Consider the following 18373-nt stretch of genomic DNA (forward strand, 5'->3'; position numbering starts at 1 on the left):
GCATGGCAGTTCCCCGCCTCGGCCGGCGCGCCATCGCCGCCACGGAACTCGCGCTGGTTGCGCCGGTCCTCATCACGCTGATGCTCTGCGTGCATGACCTGGCGGACGGCTTCCAGGTCTCGATCCGCCTGGAGCGGGCGGCGCGCGCCGGCGCGCAGGTGGCCATGAGCGGCACGACCGACCTCACCGCCGTGCAGAGCGCCGTCATCAGCGCCTGGCCCGCCCTGAGCGCGAGCGACGTGCCGCTGCCGGTGCTGAGCTGCGAATGCGGCACGACGAGCGTGAGCTGCACCGCCACCTGCGCCTCCGGCCTGATCCGTACGGTGACGGTGCGCGCGACACGGCAGCTCTCGCCGCTGCTGCTCCGCAGCTATGCCCAGGGGGTTGGCCATGCCGTCGCCCGGCTCAACTAGGCGGCTCGGCCGACGCGGCGCGACCAGCCTCGAATTCGCGCTGACGGGGGCGATCCTCATGGCGTTCCTGGTCGGTGCGGCGGATTTCTGCCGCTACATGGTCACCCTCAGTTCCGTCCGCGTGGCGAGCGCGGAGGCGGCGCGGATGGTGACGCTGGCTGGCGGCGCCAACCTCAATGCCGGGCGTCCGGCGTGCCAGGGCCTGACCGGCACGCTGGCCTTCCCGGCGACGCGGGTGCGGTTCCTCAGCGCGGCTCTGGTCCGGATCAGCATGAGCGGCTGCCAGACCAACCTGCTGGGCGTCACCTCCGTGACGGTCACGCTGACCTATCCGTTCAGCTTCCTCCTGAACGTCTTCGGTGCGCAGCAGCGCGACATCACGGAAGTCTCCACGGCGGTCTTCAACTGAACATGCCCTTCCCCCTCCCCGATCCGCATTCGCGCAGGCCCGTCGCAGCGGCGCTCTGCCTGGCACTCAGCCTGCTGCGGCCCGAGGGCGCGGCGGCGCAGTCTCCCCCCGCCGCCTCGCCCGCCATGTTGCAGATCCCGCTCAGCCAGAGCCCGACCGCGGCACTGGCCGAACCTGGCGGGCGCGAGATCGTGCTGATCTTTCCCGGGGCGGTCCCCCGCGCCGATGCGGCGGCCCTGGAGCGCGCCGCCGCCTCCGGGCTGATCGAGGGACTGAACATCGCGCGCGGCGCGGCGCGACTGCGCCTGGCGCGCCCGGCCCAGCCGCGCCTTGTGCCGCAAGGCGAAGGCAGCCTTCTGGTGCTGCAATCGGTCGGCCGCAGCATGGTCAGCCCGCAGGATCCGCCCGTGCCGGTGGCCGCGCCCGAACCAGCCCCCCCCGAGCCGGCTACCCCCGAGCCGGCCCCGCCCGCGATGGATCTGCCCGTGTTGCGGGAATCCCCGCGTGAGGCGCCACCCATCACGCGCTTCGCCGCCGCGGAAGCCCCTTCGCCAGGTGCCCGGGCCGAGGCCGAGGTCTATCAAAGGGCGCTTGCGATCGAGCCTGGTGCCTCGCCACTTGTTGCGGCGCGCGGCTTCCTGACCGGCGGCGCGGCCGACACGCTCCGCAGCGATGGCTTCTGGGCCGCAGGGCCCGGCGGCGAGCGCATCGTCTCGCTGCAATTCGCTGGCTCGGCCAGGCTTGCGGAGGGTTGGGTCGCGGATTTTCGCCTGGAGGGTCGCAAGGGGGAGTCGCGCAGCCTGCGCCAGACCGGCCAGGATGTGGCGGCGCCTTGGTCGGGCGAGGCCATGCGCGGCGAATTCGGCATCGAGCGCCAGTGGGACGGCATGGGGCGCACGCGGCTGGCCGTGCTGGGCAGCCCGCGCGCGGTGGGCGTCTCCGCCCGGCACAGCCAGCGGCTGGGCGAGGCGGACATCGCCGCCTCGGGCGCCTGGAACCAGCCCTATTGGGAAACAATGATGGCCTTCGCGGGCTACGCGGTCCGTGACCATGCGGTGCTCGATCTCGGGACGGTCACCGGCCAGGGCATCGGCCTGCGCGTCGGCGGCGGCTTCGTGCGCTACGGCCTGCCCACGCGAGCCGATGTGGCGCAGGGCGGCACGGTGAACGCCACGCTCAACTGGACCGCGCCGGAGGCGTGGATGCCGGTGGAGCAATGGCGCGCGCGCCTCGGCTATCACCTCTTCGCCGAGTATCTCTCGGGCGTCGCGCAGGCCCCGACCGCGCAGGGGCCCTCCATGCCGCTGCTCGATGTCCGCACGCGTGAGGTGCATCGGCTGGAGGGCGCGCTCTCGGGTCCGGCTGGGCCCGCCCAGGTCACGCTGCTCGGCGGCTATGCCTGGGATCGCTATGGCGGCTCCGGCCCGGTCGCGTTGCTGCGCGCCACCAACCGGGATGAGGCCCGGCTCTCCTTCGGCATCGAGGCCGGCGTCGGCCCCTCGCTCGCCGAGAATGCGCGCGCGGTGTGGCGCGCGGGCGGCTTCCTGGTCTGGCGCTGACCCTGCCTCGCCAGGGGCTGCATCCCTGGCATGAGGAAAGCCGCTGCGCCGCTGCCGGCGATGCGGGGATGCGCCCCTCCCCGCAGGCCAAGGGCCGACCGGAACGGGGGATGGAGCGGTTCGTGGCGGCCCGGCTCAGGACTTGGTCCTTGGGCTGGTTGCGGTGATCCGCCTGGTTCCTGGGGCGAAGATCTTCAGATTGAAGTCCGTGGTGCCTTGGGCGCGATCATCGCGTTGGCGGCGGGTGCTCGTTCTGTGTCGGGGCCCTTAAGCGCAAAACGTCTCAGCTGTGTGGCTGAGGCGTTGTGTGTGTCGATCAAGATGGATGCGGCGACGCGCAAGCGACGATCCCAACCCACCATCGTCTGCATCTGAACGGGGCACAGACTAACGGGGCAACCGCGATAGCGGCGCGTGCCGCCTCAGCCCGGCTCGATCGACAGCACGCGGCGGATTTCCGCGCCCCAGATCCCGATGGCGGAAGGGTTGCGCCCCCCCGGCAGGGCCGCCACGTCGAACAGCTCGTCGATACTTCCCCGCCCGGAACCTCGCCGAGTTCATTGCGGTGGCGAAGGCGCGGCCGAACACGATCAGTGTCGGGACGCCGCCAGCGGCCGGCATGGCGCATCTGGCGCTCGCCGCCTTCGAGCAGAAGGCCGGCATCCGCCTCGTGCATGCGCCTTACCGCGGAGGCGCGGATGCGGCGCGCGACATCATGGCCGGCAGCATCGAGGCGGCGCTGATCACCACCTCCTCCATCCGGCCACCCGTGCAGGCCGGGCGCGCGCGAATCCTGGCGGTAACGAGCCTGGAGCGCATCGCCTCCCTGCCCGATGTGCCAACCATCGCGGAATCGGGGTTCCCTGGCTTCGAGATGAACGACTGGAACGGCCTCTTCACCGCGACCGGCACGCCTGCAGCGGGCATCACGCGGTGGGCGGCGGTGGCCGCGGTCTCGGCCCGCGCCCCTGCCGTCCGCGCACGCATGGACCCAGCCGGGGCGATCATGGCTGGACATCGTCACCCCACGGGGGTGCCAGAACATGATTGCCGCAGCGGGGTCTGCTCCGAACCGAGGGTTCAGGTTCCAGGCATGGGAATGGACAGCCCAGGGACCGCAGCTATAATTTGAATATTATCATTTTCCGTTAACCCCGACGCAGGGCGAAAGCCATGGCTGGTTCGCAACTTACCGGCCTGACCGGGGCCATCAACTTCCGCGAGAGCGACACCAACGCCGCCCCGCGGCTGCTGGATTCGGACGTCACGTTCACGCTGGGCGCTTCCCTGGCTGGCGGACGGCTGGTGGTCTCTGGCCTGCTCGCGGAGGATCGCATCTCGATCCTCGAAGAGGGCGGCGGCGGGCAGATCAGCCTGTTCGGTCAGGACGTGCTCCATGACGGTCTCACCATCGGTCGCCTCGCCGGCGGCGTCGGCGCCGATTTCACCGTCACCTTCAACGCCGACGCGACCGAATTGGCAGTGGATGCGATCATCCAACGCCTCGCCTATGCCAATGTCAGCGACACGCCGACCGCCACGCGCACCCTTACCGTGAACCTGTTCGATGCCGCGGGCCGGGGCCTGAACGCGATCGGCCCCCTGACATCACTGACGGGCGGTGATAATCCGCTTGCCGGCCGAGGTGGCGGGGATGCGAGCCGGCCGGCCTTCGTGGACCTCGACGGTGACGGCGATGCCGACCTCGTCTCGGGCAACGCTACCGGCGAGTTCCTCGCCTGGCGCAACACCGGCAGCGCCACCGCGCCCGAGTTCACCCCTCTCACCGGCAGCGACAATCCCTTCAACGGCCTGGATGCGGGTCAACGCAGTGCGCCTAGCTTCGTCGACTTCGACGGCGATGGCGATCTCGACCTCGTCTCGGGCAATGCCGCCGGCGCGTTCCTCGCCTGGCGCAACACCGGCAGCGCCACCGCGCCCGTCTTCACTCCCCTCACCGACAGCGACAACCCCTTCGCCCGTCTCCAGATGGTGATCGGATACACCGCACCGGAGTTCGTGGACCTCGATGCCGATGGCGACCTCGACCTCGTCTCGGGCAGCCTGTTCGGGGACCTGGGCCTCTGGCGCAACACCGGCAGCCATGCGGCGCCGGTCTTCACCCCGCTGGTCGGCAGCGCAAATCCCCTCTCCGGCCTGTCCGCCGGCATCTTCGCCGGGCCTCGCTTCCTGGACCTCGACGGCGATCTCGACCTCGACCTCGTCTCGGGCGACTACTTCGCAGGCATCCGGGCCTGGCAAAACATCGGCGACAGCGCGACACCCGTCTTCATCGAGCTTACCGGCAGCGACAATCCCTTCAACGGATTCACCACCGGGGAATTCAGCGCGGCAACCTTCGCCGACCTCGACGGCGATGACGACCTCGACCTCGTCGCAGCCATGTTCGACGGGACCCTCCTCACATGGCGCAACGGTGCAACGCCGGTCCCCCGCATCACCGTCACCGTCACCGCGGAGAATGATGGGCCCATCATCACCTCTGCCACGACGGCCAGCTGGGCCGAGAACGCCACCGGCCCCGTCTATCAGGCGGCCGCCACGGACGCCGACGGGGGCGGCAGCTTCACCTGGTCGCTCGGTGGCCCGGATGCACTTCTGTTCGCCATCAGCGCCACCGGTGAGGTGACCTTCCGCGCAGCGCCGGATTTCGAGGCGCCAGGCGATGCGGATGGCGACAACGTCTACGAGATCACCATCACCGCCCGTGACGGCACGACCGACGGACTGCCGCAGGCCGTGGCGATCACAGTGACGAATGTGATCGAACGCTCCGCGCTGACGGGCCTCGGCCCCGCCGCGGCCTTTGCCGAGAACACGGTGAACGGTGCGCCGCAACTGCTGGACGCGGACGTCATCACCACGCTCGACCTCCCGCTGGCTGGCGGACGGCTGGTGGTCTCAGGTCTGCTCGCGGAAGATCGCATCTCGATCCTGGAAGAGAGCGGTGGCGGGCAGATCAGCCTGCGCGGCCAGGATGTGCTCCATGGCGGCCTCACCATCGGTCGCTTCGCCGGCGGGGTCGGCGCCGATTTCACCGTCACCTTCAACACCGATGCGACCGGGGCGGCGGTGGATGCGCTGATCCAGCGCCTCGCCTATGCCAATGTCAGCGACACGCCGACCACCACACGCGACCTGACGATCAACGTCGTGGACGGCGCCGGGCGAGAGCTGGGCCGAGGCATCGGCGTCCTGACGTCGCTCACGGGCGGTGACAATCCGCTTGTCGGCCTGGATGGCGGCGGTGCGAGCCGGCCGGTCTTCGCGGACCTGGACGGCGACGGCGATCTCGACCTGGTCGCTGGCCATGCGAGCGGCGAGTTCCGCGCCTGGCGCAACACGGGCAGCGCCAGCGCGCCCGAGTTCACCCCTCTCACCGGCAGCGACAATCCCTTCAACGGCCTGGATGCGGGTCAATTCAGCGCGCCAAGCTTCGTCGACCTCGACGGCGATGGCGATCTCGACCTCGTCTCGGGCAATGCCGCCGGCGAGTTCCTCGCCTGGCGCAACACGGGCAGCACCACCGCGCCCGTCTTCAACCCCCTCACCGACAGCGACAACCCCTTCGCCCGTCTCCAGATGGTGATCGGATACACCGCACCGGAGTTCGTGGACCTCGATGCCGATGGCGACCTCGACCTCGCCTCGGGCAGCCTGTTCGGGGAGCTGGGCTTCTGGCGCAACACCGGCAGCCATGCGGCGCCGGTCTTCACCCCGCTGGCCGGCAGCGCGAATCCCCTCGCCGGCCTGTCCGGCGGCATCTTCGCCGGGCCCCGCTTCCTGGACCTCGACGGCGATCTCGACCTCGACCTCGTCTCGGGCAACTACTTCGAAGGGATCCGGGCCTGGCAAAACACCGGCGACAGCGAGGCACCTGTCTTCATCGAACTCACCGGCAGCGACAATCCCTTCAACGGACTCACCAGCGGGGAGTTCAGCGCGGCAACCTTCGCCGACCTCGACGGCGATGACGACCTCGACCTCGTCTCGGGCATGTTCGATGGAACCTTCCTCACATGGCGGAACACGTCGCAACTGCCGAGGATCACGGTCACCGTCACCGCGGAGAATGATGCGCCCACCATCACCTCCGCCGCCCGCGTCAGCGTCCGCGAGGATGCAGGGGGCGTCATTCATCAGGCCTCCGCCCACGATCGCGACGGCACCACGGAGTTCACCTGGTCCCTCTCCGGCGCCGACGCGGCAAGGTTCAGGATCAACCCGACCAACGGGGCGATCAGCTTCGCCACTCCTCCCGATTTCGAAGCGCCCGGCGATGCCGATCGCGACAACGACTATGACGTCACGCTCATCGCCAACGACGGGACGGTGGGAACCACGCAGGCGTTGACCATCACCGTCACGGATGTTCCCGACGGTGTGATCCGCCTGGGTGGCCCCGGCAAAGACAGGCTGGTCGGAACGAACGCGAATGACACCCTGTTCGGCGGCGGGGGCGATGACTTGCTCAATGGCGTGCTGGGTGCCGACAGCATGGAAGGCGGTACAGGGAACGACACCTATGTCGTGGACCATTTGGCCGACGCCACGGTCGAGCTGACCGCCGGCGGCTTTGACCGCGTCGTGAGTTCACTCGGCTGGACGCTGGCGGCCGAGGTGGAGCGGCTGAGCCTGACGGGCACGGGCGACATCAACGGCACTGGGAATGCCCTGGCCAATCGGCTGGAAGGCAATGGCGGCGCCAATATCCTCGATGGCAGAGAGGACAACGACTCGCTGTATGGCGGCGCCGGCAATGACACGCTGCTCGGCGGCAACGGCGCCGACCGGCTGGACGGGGGCCTGGGCGCCGACCGGATGGCAGGTGGCGCCAATGATGACACCTACATCGTGGACGACCCGGGCGATCAGACGGTCGAGGCGGCGGGTGAAGGCCGTGACCGCGTCGTGAGTTCGCTCAGTTGGACACTTGCCGCCGAAGTGGAGCGGCTGAGTCTGAAGGGCACGGGCGACATCAACGGTACCGGCAACGCGCGGGCCAATCGCTTGGACGGCAATGCAGGCGCCAACATGCTCGATGGCAGAGAGGGCAACGACTCGCTCTATGGCGGCGCAGGGACCGACTCCCTGTTGGGCGGCGAAGGCCATGACCTGATGGATGGCGGGCTGGGCGCCGACCGGATGCTAGGTGGCGCCAATGATGACACTTACATCGTGGACGACCCGGGCGATCAGACGGTCGAGGCTGCGGGTGGGGGCCTTGACCGCGTCATGAGTTCGCTCAGCTGGACGTTGGCCGCCGAAATGGAGCGGCTAAGTCTGACGGGCACGGGCGACACGAACGGCACCGCCAACGCACTGGCCAATCGCTTGGACGGCAATGCAGGCGGCAACATCCTCGATGGCAGAGAAGGCAACGACTCGCTTTATGGTGGCGCCGGCAGCGACACGCTGCTCGGCGGCGAAGGAGCAGACCGGCTGGATGGCGGCCTGGGATGGGATCGCTTGACGGGTGGCACTGGCGCTGACGTCTTCGTCTTCCGCAGCATAGCCGAAGCAGACGGAGACGTGGTGACCGACTTTGGCCGGGCGGACGGCGATCGGTATGATCTTCGCGCCATTGACGCGGACACGCTTCTGGCCGGGAACCAAGCTTTCGCCTGGATTGGCGGCGCGCGGTTCGGCGGTGTCGCGGGACAGCTACGCTTCGCCGATGGTGCCCTTCAGGGTGACGTGAATGGCGATGGCGTGGCCGATTTCGGCATCATGCTTCTGGGCGTCGCCACGCTGACCACGAGTAGCATCTGGCTGTAGGCCCGGGCGAGCTTCGGATTGAGGTGCGCGGTGCCTTGGGAGCGATCCTCGCCTTGGCGGAGGGCGCTCCTTCTGTTTCGGGTGCTGGAAATGCAAAGCGCTTCAGCTGTTTGGCTGAGGCGTTGTGTGTGCAGATCAAGATGGATGCGGAGACACGCAGACGGCTTGATTTGCGGCTGGCCGCTTAGGTCGTGGACTCGTCGGCCCGCACCCAGAGGCGAGCGGCGGCGAGGTCGTTGCGGGCGAGCTTGTCGAAGCGGATAGCGATACGTCGGAAGTGCTTCCGCTTGTTGAAGAAGCGCTCGACGAGGTCGGACACGGTAGCCTTGTCGGAGGGCTGGCCCGGGGCGATGGAGAGCGCGATGGGTAGCCCAGACCCGTCGACCACGGCGTTGGTCTTCGTGCTCAGTCCCCCACGGGAGCGACCAATGGCGTGATCCGCCCCCCTTTTTTCCGCCTGCCGCACGCTGGTGGGCGCGTACAATCGAGCTGTCGATCAGATGTAGGGACTGCGGCGAACGAGCCGCAAGCGCCTCGAAGATGCGAAGCCGCACGCCCGCCTTGGCCCAGCGGTTGTCGCGGTTTTGGGCCGTCGTGTAGGGGCCGTAGCGCTCCGGCCGGTCCCGCCTGGGCGAGCCGGTACGCGGCACGTAGAAGATCGCGTTCAGCACGCGCCGGTCGTCCACTCGCACGACGCCGCGTGGTTTGTTCGGCCGCAGGGGCGAGATGATCGCCCATTCCCCATCTGTCAGGTCGAACCGCGCCATCCCAGGGCTCCCAACATTCAGAAGCGTTGAATCAATCCGGCACGCGCGACACAAGGTTTGAGAGTGCGGAACCTAGCCGTCCCTCGGAGCGGAAATCCCCTCATCGTGTTGGCTGAACGGCTCGGGCGGATGATGCCCCGCGCGTGTCGATCACCTTTCATGAAACCGGTGCGGCCGGTCATCCGGTGTTTACAGGTCTGAGCGTACCCGAAGGTGCGAACTGGTTGAGGCCCGAGTCTCGGGCCATCGCCAGCGCATGTTTCGGAGAATCCGATGAAGCGCCTGCCTGCCGCTCTGCTCGCCACCACCGCGCTGGTGGCCGTGATGTCCCTGGCACAACCGGCATGGAGCACCGGCGGCGCGGGCGGCAATGGCGGCGCCGGCGGGACGAACAGCGCCACGGCAACCGGGGGCGCCGGCGGCAACCGGACTGGAACCGCTGGTGGTGGTGGCGGCGGGGCCGGCGCCACGGGCGGCGCCGGTGGCTCGGCAGGCGCGGGCGCGGGCGGGGCTGGCGGCGCCACCGCCGGTGCAGCCGGCGCGGCCGGCCAGGATGGGGCCGGCGTTGGCGCTTCGGGCGGCGGCGGCGGCGCCCATGGCGCCGTGGGCATGCTCCTGCCCAGCGCGCCGACCACGGGTGGTCAGGGCGGTCAGGGCGGCCAAGGCAGCGCGGGTGGCAGCGGCGGCGGCGGCGGCGCGGGCGGCTGGGGGGCCGCCGTGACATCCAATCCCGGCACCGCAACCCTGAACGCGACCCTCACCGGCGGCGATGGCGGCAATGGTGGCAGCGGCGGCGGGGGCGGGCTGAATGGCGGTGGCGGCGCGGGCGGCACCGGCCTCCATCTCGGATCCGCCGTGACAAGGGTGACGATCAATGCCGCGGTCACCGGCGGCAATGGCGGCAATGCCACCTCGCCGGCCGCGGCCGGCGCCGGCGGCGCGGGCATCGCCATCGGCACCATCTTCACGACGAACCTGGTCATCGGCGCGGCCGTCTCGGGCGGATTGGCGGGCAATGGCGGAGCGCAGGGCTTCGCGCTCAGCACCGGCACCACCGGCGCGCATCGCCTGACCATCGCGCCGGGCGGCTCCCTGAACGGCGGCATCAGCATCGGCACCGGCTCCAGCCTCACCCTCGCCCAGGCCACGGATGTGACGATCTCCAACGTCATTTCCGGTGGGGGCAGCTTGGAAATCGATGGCACGGGCATGGTGACGCTGAGCGGGGCGAACACCTATTCGGGCGGCACGATCCTCCTCTCGGGCGCCGTCTCGGTGGCAGCGGATGCGGCGCTCGGCCAGGTCAATAGCGGGGTGGGGCTGCGGGTGACGGGCAACAGCCGGTTGATCACCACGGCGAGCTTCTCCAGCAGCCGCGTCATCACCCTCAGCGCCCTCAACGGCGGCGTCTTCGCCCCCGCGCTCGGCACGGTGCTGACCCTGACCGGGAGCATCACCCAGAGTGGCACCCCGATCGCCGGCTTCACGGTGGCGGGCCAGGGCACGCTGATCTACACGGGCACCGGCGCGCCCCGCATGACGGCCATCAACACGGGCGCCACGCTGCAGATCGGCGCCGGCGGCACGACGGGCAGCCTGGGCACCGGCCCGATCACCAATGATGGCACGCTCATCCTCAACCGCTCCAACACGCTCACGATGAACAATGCGATCTCGGGCACGGGCGGCCTCATCCACAACGGCACCGGCACCACCACGCTGGGCGGCACGCTCAGCTACACCGGCCCGACCCGGGTGCAGGCGGGGACGCTGGTGCTCACCACCGCCGGGCTGTTCTCGGGCGGCACCGCGCGCTTCGAGGTGGCCAGCGGCGCGACACTGAACCTCACCGGGCTGAGCGGCGTGCTGGCGGCCGCCACGCTCGATGGCGGCGGCGCGGTCCAGTTGCCGGGCAGTGGGCGGTTGAGCCTGAACGGCGACAGCAGCTTCTCGGGCGTGATCTCGGGCGGCGCCGCGCTGCGGCTCGCGGGTGGCGCCACCATCCTCTCAGGCAGCAATACCTTCAGCGGCGGCACCACGATCGAGGCCGGCGCCACACTGCAACTGGGCCAGGGCGGCACCACGGGCTCCGTGCCCGGCGCCGTCGAGAACAATGGCACGCTGGCCTTCCACCGCAGTGACGCCGTCAGCATGGCGGAGGCGATCAGCGGCACGGGCAGCCTCGTCCAGATGGGACCGGGCACGCTGACCCTGACCGGCGCCAACACTTATGCGGGCACCACGACCATCGCGGGCGGCACATTGCGGGTCGGCGATGGCGCGGCCAGCGGGACGCTCGGCGCCGGCGCGATCGTGAACAACGGCACGCTGGGCTTCGCCCGGCCCGATGCGATCAGCCTTCCGAACAACATGACCGGCACCGGCGCGCTCAGCCTGGCCTCGGGCACGGTGACCGCGACAGGCAGCCTCGGCCATGGCGGCGGCACCACGATCGGCAGCGGGGCACGGCTGAACATCGGCAATGGCGGCACAACCGGCAGCCTCGCGGGGAATGTCGTGAACAACGGCACGCTGAGCTTCGCCCGCAGTGACAACGTGACCTTCGCCGGCGCGATCTCCGGCCCTGGCGGCTTGCAGCAGAACGGCACCGGCAACCTGATCCTGACCGGGGCGAACACCTATACCGGCCCGACCGTGGTGAATTCCGGCACGCTCTCGGTGAACGGCTCCATCTCCAGCGCCTCGGTCATCACCGTGGCTGCCGGCGCCACGCTTGGGGGCTCGGGCCAGATGGGCGCGGTCACCGTACCGGCAGGCGGGACCATGGCGCCGGGGAATTCCATCGGCACGATCAACCTGGCCGGGCTTACCCTGGACAGCGGCTCCACCACCGCCATCGAGATCGAGGGCAGCGCGATCGACCGGATCAACGTGACGGGCAACGCGTCCCTCGGCGGCACGCTGCGCTTGCTGCCGCTCGGCGGGAGCTACAGGTTCGATACCACCTACGTCATCATCCAGGCCGGCAGCATCACCGGGAGCTTCGCGACGGTCACGACGGCCGGCAGTTTCGGCGCAGGTGTCACGCCGACGGTGAGCGTCACCGCGACCCAGGTCCAGCTGGCCCTGACGCCAGCAATCCTGCTGGCCACGCCAGAGCTCACCCCTGGGCCCACAGCCACAGACCCGGCTGCGCCCACCGTCGCGCGGGCGCCCGGCATCCCCGGCTTCCTGACCCATAATCTGCGCGCCACGGCAGCCGCGCTGGATGCCGCCAACCGCGCCGGCGGCAACCTCAATCCGCTCTTCCCCGTCTACAGCCAGCCGGCCGCCACCATCGGCTTCGCGGTGAACCAACTCTCGGGCGAGGTCGCGACCAGCATCGGCGCCATGGGCTTCGCCGCGGGTGAGCAGTTCCTCGCCGCGCTGCTGGACCCGCTTGGCCATGGGCGTGCGAGCCAGCTTGGCGGAAGGCTGAGTGCCGGCAGCGATGGGTCCGATGCCCTCCCTTCAGACGGCAAGCGATACGCCGTCTGGGGCAGCGCGATGGGCGCCTACAACCGCACGACGGGCGACGCGCAGGATGGCTCGGCCAGCCGCACCACGCGGATGACAGGCTTCGTGCTCGGCATGGACCATCTGATCGGCGCGCAGGGCATGCTGGGTCTGGCCATCGCGGTGGGTGAGAGCAGCGCCGCGCTGGCGAGCGGCCAGGGTAGCGCCTCGGCCAATCTGGGCCAGATCGGCGCCTATGGCAGCACGCGCCTTGGCAGCTTCACGCTGGCCGGCGCGGGCGCCGTCACGCTCATGGATGTTGACAGCAGCCGCACGCAATATGCCCTTGGCAGCGATCAGCAGCGGGCGGGGTTCAGCGCGCGCGTCACCTCGTTGCGGGCCGAGGCGCGGCAGGATGGCTTGGTGGCGGGCGGCTTCCGGCTCCAGCCGCTGGTGGCGATCCAGTGGCAGCAGGTCAACAACCAGGGCTACACCGAAAGCGGCCTCGTGGCCGGCACCGCGACGGGCCTCACGGTGGCCGGGCAAAGCCAGACCTCGCTGCGGACGGAGCTGGGTGGGCAGTTGCGGGGCTCGGTGCAGCTCGGCACGCTGCCGGTGCAGAGTTTCCTGCGGGCGGCCTGGGCCAGCTACCTGGTGCGCGATGCGGCGATGACGGTGACCTTCGCGAGCCTGCCGGATGCAGGCTTCGTGGTGCGGGGCGCCCGGGCGGATGCCAATGCGGCGCTCGTCTCGGCAGGGGTGGAGATGCCCCTCACGCGAGGCTGGACGCTGGGGGCGCGGGTGGATGGCGAATTCTCCGGCAATGTCACCCAGCTCGCCGGGACGGCCAGGCTCCGATACACCTTCTGAGCCTCGTCTTCCTCAAGGGCGGGCTGCTTGCTTGCGTCGCGGTGGTGAGCCTCTTGCCCAACGGAAGCAAGCCGATCCGCTTCCTCCTCGGGAGAGAGGGCATGCTGCGACAGTCTTTGTCTTGGCGTCCGATCGATCGGTCCCTCGATCCGGAGGTGGAGCGTCACGCAACGCCACGATCCGGTTGAGTTCTCGTGCGGCCCGCGGTCCCGACAGCGACGTGTCGGCCACAAGCGCCAGGCGCTCCCGCGTGAAGTCGTCCACCACGCCCAGGATCCGGAACCGGTGCCTGCAACCCGGCGCGTCGGAGACGAAGTCCGGAGACCAGCGCTGATGCGTCCCCTGCGGCAAGGCCATTGGCACGCGCTTGCCCAGGGCGCGCTTTCGGCATCCTCGCTTGCGCACGCCGAGCCGCTCCGACCAACATAGCCGGAACAGCTTTTTCTGGTTCACACTGGCCCTCTCGAGCGAGCAAATGTGAGGGCGGCGATAGCCGAACCGTCGCCGCTCTCCTGCCAGAGCTCGCAGCCGGGGACCGCCGCGACGCATAGCGGTAGATCCGTTGCGCTATGCCCACCGAGCTGCAGGCGCGACGCTGCGCATCGTTTTTTTCCCGGATCGTCCAGGTTACGGCTGCACGCCGCGAGCGGGGCGTCAGAAGCTTCTGCCAACATCACCCGCAGCGTCGACACGTCGAGGATGGACTGAGCCAGCAGCTTCTTCAGCAGGGCGTTCTCTTCCTCCAACCCCTTCGGCTTGCGGGCGTCCGACACTGCCATGCCGCCGCAGTTCGGACGCCACATGTAGAACGTCGCATCGCTGACGCCGTGCTTGCGGCACAAATCCACTACTGTGGTGCCAGCCTGATGCTCCTTGAACAACCCGATGATCTGTTCCTGCGTGAGCCTTGACCGCTTCATCGTCCGTCTCCTGTCGACGAACTGTATTTCCGACCGGGAACATCAGGGGGCAGGGTCACCCTGTCCGCCATCGAGGGTGTGGAGACGCAGGCGGCCTGACCGAGCTGCTCGGCGGCCATCCGCACCAGACGTGCATATAGGCGCGCAGGGCGAGACCCTGCCCGGGCAGTCGGGATACCAAGCGTTGATTTGGTAGCACGAAACTCGACAATCTTTTGATTTGACGGATTTGTTGGGATGCGGGGACAGGGTTCGGCTTATGGAGAAGGCGGTTCCGCCCCGTGTCGTGTCGGTTCAGCTTCTCTTCTCATCCACCACCAGCGCGGGATTTCTGTGGTCTGCATGAGCCCTCGCCGGATCGCGGACGGTCAGGAGAGCGCCCAGCCCGGCTGTCCGGCCCGGCCATCAGCGATCCGCGGATGCGTCCTCCTCAAGGAACACACCCCTAAGGCGGCAGACGCCATGCGCGGGTCTCCCGAGCCCTCGATCGAGGAGGTCGATACACGTCCGAGGTGCCGCAACACCGAGGGCTCCAGGCGCTTGATGTCGCCACAGACAGCCGCATCCGCCGCGCCATCCCTGGACAGAGCAACCCCGCGTTGATTGATCGCTTACAGCAGCTTCGCGGGAAGGCGCGGCGCAGAACCCGTGATCCGCTCGCACCTTCCCGGCGCCCGGCCATCCCGTCCTGGAGCGCGACAACGTCGAGGCCAACCCCGACGAGCTTCAGCGTGTCCGATCGGGCGCGATGCCCGGCACGGAGCCGCGGCGACCCGAAGCGCGCCCTGCCGTTGGCGCGCGGGACCCCCAGCCGCTGACGCGGCGCTCACCCCGTCACGCCCATCTCGCGCAGCAGCCAGTCGCGAAACAGCAGTGTATCGGCCCGCTGCGCTCCGGTCGGCAGCAGCAGCCAGTAGTGGTCCCCTGTCTGGACGGCGCGCGGCGTGATGGCCATGAGGCGACGGCGGCGCACATCCTCGGCCACCAAGTCGGGCGAGGCGATGACCGCGCCCAGCCCCTCGAGTGCGGCCTGGATCGCGAGCGAGGTGCTGGCGAAGAGCAGTGGCGTGGCCGAGAGCGGCGTGCCGGTCGCATCCGCCCAGACGCGCCAATCCTCAGGGCGCACCACGCTGCCGAAGAGCGAAAGCCCGCCGAGGCCCTGGCGCTTCGCCTGGCGCGCCAGGGCCGGCACGGCGAAGGGTGCCACGCTGAGGGATTGCAGCAGGATCGCGCCGGGCGGCCGGTGCTCCGCGGTGCGGATCGCGGCATCCACCGCATCCCGCGCGAAATCCACCGGCGCGGTCGAGGCGCTGACCTCGATCTGCAGTCCCGGATGCAGCGCCCGCAGCCTGGGCAGGCGGGGGATCAGCCAGCGCATAGCCCAGGTGGTATAGGCCCGCACGCGCAAGGGCGCCCCGCCCGCGGTCAGTTCCGCCGTCGCCGCCTGCATCGCCGCGAAGGCGCTGCGCAGCGCCTCGGCATAGCGCGCACCCTCCTCGGTCAGCGTCGCGCTGTTGGCGCCGCGATGCAGCAGCGTCTGGCCCAGCAGCGCCTCCAGCACGCGGATGCGCTTGCTGATGGCCGGCTGCGTCACATTGAGCCGCAGCGCCGCGGCCGAGAGGCTGCCCGTCTCGCCGATCAGCGCGAGGGCATGGAGCGCGTTCAGCGGCGGGAGCGGGACGGCCATTTGCACAGCCATACCTGAGGTTTGGGTAGGGTGCCAATCCCGCGCTTGGGTTCCTGGCCGAAGGCGTCCAGGCTCCGTGCCAAGCGGGACGGACACAGCCCGCCACGATGAGGAACATCCAGGAACATGACCGGCCGAGACACCCTCGCCGCGCCCGCGCTCAGCGATGCATGGCCCATGCGGGACAAGATCGCCTTTGCGGGCATCGGCACCACGCGCTACGGCAACTTCCCCGACACCGACAGCTACGGCCTGGGCTGCGAGGCGCTGAACGCGGCACTCGACGACGCCGGCCTCACGCCGGGCGACATTGATGGCCTGATCGTCAGCCGCATCCCCTCCTACGAGCGCTTCGCGGAGATGATGGGCATCAACCCGCAATATTGCCTTCTGACCGAGACTCCCGGGCGCTTCTCCGGCGTCTCGCTGGCCCTCGCGGCGCAGGCCATCGCGACGGGGGCGGCCAAGACCGTGGCACTGGTCTACGGCAACAATGGCCGCAGCGTGCGCATGAACTATGGCGGCGGCGACAGCCTCTGGAGCCCCTGGGGCATGACCAGCCCGGGCGCCATCCACAGCATGATGTGGCGCCGGCACATGCATGATTTCGGCACGACGCATGCCGATCTCGGCCATGTCTCGCTGGCCTTCCGCAACCACGCCTGCCTGAACCCCGACGCGGTGATGCATGGCAAGCCGATCACGCTCGAGGAACACGCCACCGCGCGGCCGATCTGCGAACCGCTGAAGCTGCTCGACTACTGCCTGATCAATGATGGCGGCGTCGCCTGGATCATGACGAGCGCAGAGCGTGCGCGCGACATGAAGCGCCCGCCCGTCCTACTTTCGGGCTATGCCCGGCAGGACCGCTTCTCCTATGGCGGCGCGCCGGCCGACGACTACTGGTACCCCACCCTCTCCGCCTGCCGCAGCGTCTATGACCGCGCGGGCTTCGGCCGCGAGGATGTGCAGGGCCTCGGCATCTACGACAATTTCACGCCCACCGTGATGTTCAGCCTGGAGGGCCTGGGCTTCTGCGGCCAGGGCGAGAGCGGGGATTTCGTGAAGGACGGCACGCTGCAGCTCGGCACCGGGCGCTGGCCGACCAACACCTCGGGCGGGCATCTCTCCGACAGCTACATGCAGGGCTGGGGCGTCATCGCCGAATGCATCCGCCAGCTGCGCGGCGATTGCGGCGCGCGGCAGATCCCGGACGCCAAGGCGATGCAATACATCTGCGCCACCCACATCGCGCAAAGCATCCTCTTCCGGAGGGACGACGCATGAGCCTGCAGACGCGCCCCAAGCCGCTGGTGGACAACTGGAACCGCCCCTTCTGGGAGGCCTGCAAGGAGGGTCGCCTGATCCTGCAGCGCTGCACCAGCACCGGCCAGTGCTTCTTCCCGCCCGGCCCCGTCTCGCCCTTCACCGGGCGGCCGGAATGGGAATGGATCATCGCCTCCGGCCGCGGCGAGCTCTGGTCCTTCGTCGTCTTCCACCAGAACTACTTCCCCGGGATGCGCGACGAGCTGCCCTATCCCGTCGCCATGGTGAAGCTGGACGAGGGCCCCTTCCTGCTCACGAATCTCGACGGCATGAGCGCCGCCGACGCGAAGATCGGCCAGCGCCTTTCCGTGCGCTTTCCCGGCGGGCCGGAGGGCTTCGTCCTGCCGCAATTCGGGCCAGAGGCATGAGCATGACCGACGAGCTCATCATCACCCGCGGCGAAGGCTGGGCGCAGATCCAGGTGAACCGTGAGCGCCAGCGCAACGCCATGAACCGCGCCACGCGCCAGGGCCTGCTCCGCGCCTTCGAGGAGCTGCGCGGCGCGGCCAAGGCCATCATCCTGACGGGCACGGGCGTGGCCTTCTGCGCGGGCATGGACCTGAAGGAGCGCGAGGCCGACCGTGCCCAGGGCATCGAGGGCGCGGGCGAGGAGTGGATCGCCGTGAACATGGCGATCAAGGCACATCCCGCCATCTTCATCGCCGCCGTGAACGGCCTGGCGCTGGGCGGCGGCGCCACGATGATCAATTGCTGCGACCTTGCCATCGCCAGCACGGAGGCCAGCATCGGCTGCCCGGAGATGGGCTTCTCCACCTATCCCGGCATGGCCGGCCCCGCCATTCAGCTCTCCGGCGTGACGCGCAAGCAGGCGGCCTGGCTGGTGCTGACCACCAACCGCATTGATGGTGCGACGGCCGAGCGCTGGGGCATGGTGAACCAATGCGTGGAACCCGCAGCACTGCTGCCCACGGCGCAGGCCCTGGCGCAGAAGATCGCGCAGTTCGACGCGGTCGCGCTCAGCGAGAGCAAGAAGGCGCTGGAGCGCATCCCCGCCTTCATCACCGATTGGCAGGAGGCGATGGATCATGGGCAGATGGTGAACCTCACCATCCGCTCGAAGACCACCGCCCAGGCCGAGGGCAATGCGCGCTTCGCCGCCGGGGTGAAGAACCCCGGCCAGGGCGTCTGAGCTGAACCGGCCGGGGA

The 18373-nt window shown here is 69.4% G+C and carries 9 protein-coding genes and 3 pseudogenes; 9 read left to right on the top strand and 3 right to left on the bottom strand.

Annotated features, from left to right (window positions below; genetic code table 11):
• The first annotated feature begins 2 nt into the window (after positions 1–2).
• The 5 genes and pseudogenes from R9Z33_RS17620 (at position 3) to R9Z33_RS17640 (ending at position 8180) form a co-directional block, all read left to right on the top strand.
• Positions 3–413 (top strand): TadE/TadG family type IV pilus assembly protein, encoded by a 411-nt coding sequence (locus tag R9Z33_RS17620; protein ID WP_318647880.1) that lies wholly within the window; start codon positions 3–5, stop codon positions 411–413.
• Positions 391–822, top strand: a complete 432-nt coding sequence (locus R9Z33_RS17625; RefSeq protein ID WP_318647881.1) for a TadE family protein — start codon at positions 391–393, stop codon at positions 820–822. Before R9Z33_RS17620 ends, R9Z33_RS17625 begins: the two co-directional genes overlap by 23 nt.
• A gap of 2 nt (positions 823–824) precedes the next feature.
• Positions 825–2381, top strand: coding sequence for a hypothetical protein (locus tag R9Z33_RS17630; protein ID WP_318647882.1), 1557 nt, complete (start codon positions 825–827; stop codon positions 2379–2381).
• A gap of 535 nt (positions 2382–2916) precedes the next feature.
• Positions 2917–3513 (top strand): annotated as a pseudogene (locus tag R9Z33_RS17635) (tripartite tricarboxylate transporter substrate-binding protein); the annotation flags it as partial.
• A gap of 41 nt (positions 3514–3554) precedes the next feature.
• Positions 3555–8180, top strand: a complete 4626-nt coding sequence (locus tag R9Z33_RS17640) for an FG-GAP-like repeat-containing protein (protein ID WP_318647883.1) — start codon at positions 3555–3557, stop codon at positions 8178–8180.
• Positions 8181–8364: 184 nt separating this feature from the next.
• Here R9Z33_RS17640 and R9Z33_RS17645 read toward each other — a convergent pair.
• A pseudogene (locus R9Z33_RS17645) lies at positions 8365–8947 on the bottom strand (IS5 family transposase).
• Between the two features lie 273 nt (positions 8948–9220).
• Between R9Z33_RS17645 and R9Z33_RS17650 the strand changes: the two are divergent.
• Positions 9221–13273, top strand: a complete 4053-nt coding sequence (locus tag R9Z33_RS17650) for an autotransporter domain-containing protein (RefSeq protein WP_318647884.1) — start codon at positions 9221–9223, stop codon at positions 13271–13273.
• 135 nt (positions 13274–13408) lie between these two features.
• Here R9Z33_RS17650 and R9Z33_RS17655 read toward each other — a convergent pair.
• Positions 13409–14193, bottom strand: a pseudogene (locus R9Z33_RS17655) (transposase); the annotation flags it as partial.
• Positions 14194–15019: 826 nt separating this feature from the next.
• Positions 15020–15880, bottom strand: coding sequence for a LysR family transcriptional regulator (locus R9Z33_RS17660; RefSeq protein WP_318647885.1), 861 nt, complete (start codon positions 15878–15880; stop codon positions 15020–15022).
• A 126-nt stretch (positions 15881–16006) separates the two neighbouring features.
• On the opposite strand from R9Z33_RS17660, the gene R9Z33_RS17665 reads away from it, so the two are divergent.
• The 3 genes from R9Z33_RS17665 to R9Z33_RS17675 are packed head-to-tail and all read left to right on the top strand — an operon-like array spanning position 16007 to position 18356.
• Complete coding sequence (locus R9Z33_RS17665; RefSeq protein WP_318647886.1) at positions 16007–17167, top strand: thiolase C-terminal domain-containing protein; 1161 nt, start codon at positions 16007–16009, stop codon at positions 17165–17167.
• Positions 17164–17574: a Zn-ribbon domain-containing OB-fold protein gene (locus R9Z33_RS17670; RefSeq protein ID WP_318647887.1), complete on the top strand. Its 411-nt coding sequence runs from the start codon at positions 17164–17166 to the stop codon at positions 17572–17574. Before R9Z33_RS17665 ends, R9Z33_RS17670 begins: the two co-directional genes overlap by 4 nt.
• A gap of 2 nt (positions 17575–17576) precedes the next feature.
• Entirely contained in the window at positions 17577–18356 is a 780-nt protein-coding gene (locus R9Z33_RS17675; RefSeq protein WP_318647888.1) for an enoyl-CoA hydratase/isomerase family protein, read from the top strand.
• Positions 18357–18373 lie beyond the last annotated feature (17 nt).

The organism is Sediminicoccus rosea, from assembly GCF_033547095.1.
GTDB lineage: Bacteria > Pseudomonadota > Alphaproteobacteria > Acetobacterales > Acetobacteraceae > Roseococcus > Roseococcus rosea.